General features: G+C 75.3%; 5 protein-coding genes. All 5 read right to left on the bottom strand.

The window, feature by feature from the left end; translation table 11 throughout:
- A partial coding sequence (locus EEJ42_RS34580; protein WP_123106113.1) for an ABC transporter permease subunit occupies positions 1–1,426 on the bottom strand: 1,426 nt, incomplete at its 3' end.
- Entirely contained in the window at positions 1,423–2,931 is a 1,509-nt protein-coding gene (locus EEJ42_RS34575) for an ABC transporter substrate-binding protein (RefSeq protein ID WP_123106111.1), read from the bottom strand. The genes EEJ42_RS34575 and EEJ42_RS34580, both read right to left, overlap by 4 nt.
- A gap of 92 nt (positions 2,932–3,023) precedes the next feature.
- Positions 3,024–3,554, bottom strand: a complete 531-nt coding sequence (locus EEJ42_RS34570; protein WP_123106109.1) for a GNAT family N-acetyltransferase — start codon at positions 3,552–3,554, stop codon at positions 3,024–3,026.
- 48 nt (positions 3,555–3,602) lie between these two features.
- Positions 3,603–4,211, bottom strand: coding sequence for a DJ-1/PfpI family protein (locus EEJ42_RS34565; protein ID WP_123106107.1), 609 nt, complete (start codon positions 4,209–4,211; stop codon positions 3,603–3,605).
- A 2-nt stretch (positions 4,212–4,213) separates the two neighbouring features.
- Positions 4,214–5,179 (bottom strand): GlxA family transcriptional regulator, encoded by a 966-nt coding sequence (locus tag EEJ42_RS34560; RefSeq protein WP_123106105.1) that lies wholly within the window; start codon positions 5,177–5,179, stop codon positions 4,214–4,216.
- Between the last annotated feature and the right edge of the window lie 144 nt (positions 5,180–5,323).

Below are 5,323 nucleotides of genomic sequence, written 5' to 3'. Positions count from 1 at the left end.
GGTGCAGCAGGGCCGCGGTGTGCGCGGCCAGCGGCGCCCAGGCGACGGCGCCGACGGCGAGCGCGGGCGTGTACGGACCGGCCCCGGCCGTGCCCGCGACCAGCAGCCCGGCGAGCACGGGCGGCACTGCGTTGGCGGTCTCGACGAGCCCCCCGGCCAGCCGGGGCACCATGCCGAGCAGCAGCCCCGCGGCCAGGGCGCAGGCGCTCACCGCGAGGGCGAGCGCGAGGGTGGTGAGCGCGCCGTGTCCCACCCGGGCCAGCAGATCGCGGCCGAGCGCGTCCGTACCGAACGGGTGCTGCCAGGACGGGCCGTCGAGGCGGGCGGCGGTGTCCAGGGCCATCGGGTCCCGGAGCGCGCCGAGGGCGACGACGGCCAGCAGGACGGCCCCGTACAGCAGGGGCAGCGCGCGGGCGGGAGGCCCGGACGGCCGGTGGAGGGTGGGCAGGTCGCCGTCGCGCAGGGCGGGGCCGAGCAGCAGCCGGGCCGCGAGCCGGGCGAGGCCACCGGCGGCGGTGGCGAACACGATGAGTACGAGCGTGCCGGTCTGGAGGACCGGCAGGTCCTGGGCGAGGGCCGCCTGGAGGGTGAGCCGTCCGAGGCCGGGGATGTCGAAGACCTGCTCGACGGCGACCGCGCCGCCGGTGAAGCCGACCACGAACAGGCCCAGGTTGGGCAGCACTCCGGGGACGGCCCGGCGCAGGGCCTGCCGGGCGATGCGCCCGGCGGGGATGCCGCGCGCGACGGCGGCCTTGGCCCAGGGCTCCGCGAAGGCGCCGGGCAGGACGTCGTCCAGGATGCGGCCGAGCGCGGCGCCGACGGGCAGGCCGAGCGCGAGCGCGGGCAGCGGCAGCCAGGGCCATCCGTACCAGCCGACGGCGGGCAGCCAGCCGAGCCGCACCCCGATGACGGCGGCCAGGACGGTGGCGAGGAGGAACTCCGGCAGCGCGGCGAGGAGGGCGCCGCCGCTCCCCGCGCCGCGTGGCAGCGGTCGGCGTCGCGCGCCGAGCCACAGGGTGCGTGCGCACACCGCACCGGCGGTGGCCACCGCGACCGTCAGCGCCCCGGCCATCAGCAGCAGTGAGAAGCCGAGGGCCTGGGCGACCATGGGGGCCACGGCCGTACCGGAGAGCCAGGACGTCCCCGCGTCGCCGTGGGCCAGCCCCCCGAGCCAGTGGCCGAGGAGGTGCAACGGCCCGGCGTCCAGGTCGAGTTCGCGGCGGATGGCGTCCAGCACCTCGGGGGTGGGATCGCGGTCGGCCGCGCGCGCCTTGAGCACGGTGCGGGCGGGGTCGGTGCGGGAGAGCCAGGGCAGCAGGCCGATGCCGCACAGCAGCAGGAGGGCGAGCGCGGCGCGCCACAGCGCGCTCAGCGCGGTGGCGCGTCCGTCGGTGAGCGTGGCCGCGGTGCGGCGTATGCCGGTCACCGGTGTGTACCGGGGCCGATGAGGGTGCGCTCGTACGGGTCCAGCTCCACGCCCCGTACGGAGGTGCCGACGCCGTGGATGATGCGCTGGTGCACCAGGGGGACGACGGCGTCGGTGCGGAGGATGGCGGTCTGGGCGTCGAGCGAGGCGCTGTGCCGCTCGTCGCTGTCGGCGCGGGAGTCGGCGTCGGCGACGGCCCGGTCCACGGCCTTGTCGCACAGCCCGGCCAGGTTGTAGCTGCCGTGGCAGGTGAAGTCGCTGGCGAGGTAGGACACGGGGTCGCCGGTGTCGAGCATGGTGTTCCGTGCGGCGACGACGGCGTCGAACTTGCCCGCGAGCGCGTCGGCCTCCAGCCGGGAGTACTCCCGGACCTCCAGCTTCACCGTGAATCCGGCCTTCTCCAGCTGCTGTTGCACGACTTGGGCGGCCTCGGGCAGCTCGGGCCGGTTGTCGTAGGTGCCGAGGCTGAGCGTGGTGTTCTTGACGCGGGCGGGCGCGGGGCGTCCGGCGGGCGCGGACTGTTTGCCCCTGGCCCAGGAGAGGGCGGGGCCGAACACGCCCTGGCCGGGGTCGGCGTGGCCCTCGTACACGCCCCGCGCGAACACACCGGGTTCGGTGGCCTCACGGGCGATGGCACGGACCTTCGGGTCGGCGAAGGGACCGGACCGGGTGTTGAGGAAGAGGCCGGTGGTGCGGGCGGTGGGCACTTCCCGGAGGGTGGGCTTGTCGAGGGTGGCAGCCTGGGACACCGGGACGGCCTCGGCGATGTCCGCCTCGCCGGTGCGTAGGGCGTTGGTGCGGGCGGTGCCGTCGGCGATGAAGCGGACGTCGATGCCGGGGGCGTGGGCGAGGCCGCCCCAGTACTCGTCGAAGCGGTTCAGGGTGGCCCGGGTGGCTCCGGCGGACCGGCCGAGCGCGAAGGGTCCGGTGGCCGTCCCGGTCGGGTCGGGGGCGGCCTTCTTCCCGTACGCCTTCGGGGACAGGACGGCCAGGCTCGGGCTGGAGAGGGTCAGCGGCAGCGCGGGGTACTCGGCCGCGGTGGTGAGCCGGACCCGCCGCTCCCCCGCGGGCTTGGCGGTGAGCTTCACCCCGGAGAGCGCGGCGGGCACCGGGTCGGCGTGCGCCGCCCGGTTCAGGGCGCCCGCGACGGCCTTCGGGGTGACGGCGGTGCCGTCCTGGAACCGGGCCTCACGCAGGGTGAACAGCCAGCCGCGGCGGCCCTCCCGGGCCCAGGACTCCGCGAGCGCGGGCGATGCGGAGCCGTTGCCGTCCAGACGGGTCAGCCCTTCGGTGACGCCGAGCCGGCTGAGCAGGGTGGCGTCGGCGCCGTACGGGGAGAAGCGCTCGGCGGGCGGGAAGGCCATCGCGACCCGCAACCGCCCGCCGCCGCCCGCACCGGAGCCGCCCGCCGCGTCGTACGCCGTTCCGTTCGGGGAGGCGAAGCAGCCGGTGAGCAGCGGGACGAGCAGCAGTGCGGCGGCCGTCCGACGGCGGACAGGGGGCATGGGTCACGTTCTCCAGGTGCTGCGCGGAGCGGGAACAGACGGAGCGGGAGCAGCGAGACTACATGATAATCATTTCCATCATTCCGGCGAGGTCAGGCCATCGGGACCTCGAAGTGCAGGACCCGACTGCCCCCCGGCTCCTCCCGTTCGTCGCACACGGCCTTCCCCAGCGACCGCCAGAACGGCTCGGCGCCGGACACACCCGGGTCGGTGTGCAGATAGACGGCGCGGTAACCCCCGTCGGCCGCGGCGAAGTCGAGCAGCGCGCGCACCAGCCGGCGGGCCAGTCCCCGGCGGCGGTACTCCGGCCGTACGTACACCCGGCGCAGCTGGGCGGTCTCCCCCGACGGGTACCGCTCCGCGAGCCACGCGGGGTTGGGCGGATGGGCCGGTCCCCGGGAGTCGAGGGCCGCGGTCCCGGCGACCGTTCCGTCCCGCTCGTCCACCGCGACCAGCAGGGTGTGCCGCGGCGACCGCAGATAGGCGGCGCCGGGATCGATGATGTCGGCGTGCCAGCGCGGCACGTAACCCGTTCCGAAGTCGCGGTAGACGGTGTCGAGCATCACCCCGCGGGCGGCGTCGAGGTCGTCGGCTGTCGCGGTCCTGATGCTGAAATCATGCACCTGCGTAGCGTACGCAATAAGCCTCCGATGCCATCAACCGGCCGCCCCTCAGCGGTCGGCGACCGGCTCGTCGGCGAGGTACGGCGGCGCGGGCTCGTACTGGATGTAGCGGCGAACGGCGCGGGCGTGGTCGACACCGTGCAGGCGGCCGACGAGCCACAGCGCCATGTCGATCCCTGCCGAGACGCCCTGACTGGTGACCAGCGAACCGTCCACGACGTACCGCGCGTCGCGCACGACCGTGACGTCGCCGCGCGCCTCCAACGTGTCCTCGAAGAGATGGTGGGTGGCGACCCTGCGCCCGCGCGCCGGACCCGCCTCGTGCAGGAGCAGCGCGCCGGTGCAGACGCTGGTGGTCCAGGTGGCGGCGGAGGAGGTGCGGCGGATCCAGTCGGTGACCGCCGGGTTGGACACCTCGCGGCGGGTGCCCCTGCCGCCCGGCACCAGCAGGACGTCCAGCGGCGGGTGGTCCTCCAGCGTGTGGTCCGGCAGCACCCGCATGCCCTTGTTGCAGCGGACGGCGCCGGGCTGTTCGGCGATGAGCACGGCGGTGTCGGCGTGGTCGCGCAGCATCGAGGAGACGGTGAACACCTCCCAGGGGCCGGTGAAGTCGAGTTCCTCGGCGCCCTCGAAGACCAGCAGCCCGTACGTCGTCATATCTACTCCTTGGTGGATCGGAAGCGGTCCCGGTAGTCGGACGGCGCGACGCCGACGTGCCGGTGGAACGCGCGGCGCAGGGTCTCGGCGGTGCCGAAGCCGTACCGCCGGGCGATGGTCTCCACGGGGGCGTCGCCCCCGGCGAGCGCGCGCTGCGCCGCCTCCACGCGCACCCGCTCCACATAGGTCGCGGGCGGGGTGCCGAGTTCGGCGGTGAACCTGCGCTGGAGGTGGCGGGGGCTCAACCCGGCGCAGGCGGCCAGCTCGGCGATGCCGTGCCGGGCGCCGGGGTCGGCGTGGATCGCGGACACCACGGCGCGGAGGGAGTCGGTGGCGGGTTGCGCCGACCACAGCCCCACGCTGAACTGGGACTGGCCGCCGGGACGGCGCAGGAACAGCACCAGCTCGCGGGCGACGGCATGTGCCACCTCCCGCCCCAGGTCCGCCTCCACCAACGCGAGCGCGAGATCCATCCCGGCCGTCACCCCGGCCGAGGTCCACACCCGCCCGTCCCGGATGAAGATCGGGTCGCAGTCGACCCGCACGCCGGGGTGTTCCCGGGCGAGTTGCTCCGCGCGCGCCCAGTGGGTGGTCACCCGGAGCCCGTCGACGAGCCCGGCGGCGGCCAGCAGGAACACCCCGCTGCACACCGAGGCGACCCGGCGGGCACCGGCCGCGGCGTCGGCGATCCACCCGGTCAGCTCCGGATCGTGGCACGCCCGGTCGACCCCGGCGCCGCCCGCCACCACGAGGGTGTCGATGCCACCGGGGTCGAGGTCGGCCACGCCGTGCGCGGCGTGCACCGGCAGCCCGCTGGACGACGCCACGGGCCCCGGGCGGGGTGCCACGATCTGGCGGTGGTAGCCGCCCGCGAGCTTGTCGGCGTACTGGAAGACCTCATGGGGGCCGGTGAGATCGAGGGACTGGAACCCGTCGAAGATCACGAAGGCGATGCGTCGCTCGTTCACCCCTTCAGGCTGCGATCCCGCCCGTCATGGCGTCAACGACACATACCCCACACATCGCGCCATGCGGTGCGCAGGGACCACAGGAACCCGGTGCGGCGCGGCGCCGGGGCGGGCGCGGCCGTACGGGGCGACCGGGCGGCGCCG

Origin of the sequence: Streptomyces botrytidirepellens, from assembly GCF_003721215.1 — a bacterium.
GTDB classification, from domain to species: domain Bacteria; phylum Actinomycetota; class Actinomycetes; order Streptomycetales; family Streptomycetaceae; genus Streptomyces; species Streptomyces himastatinicus.
This window is presented reverse-complemented; position numbering and strand designations above follow the sequence as displayed.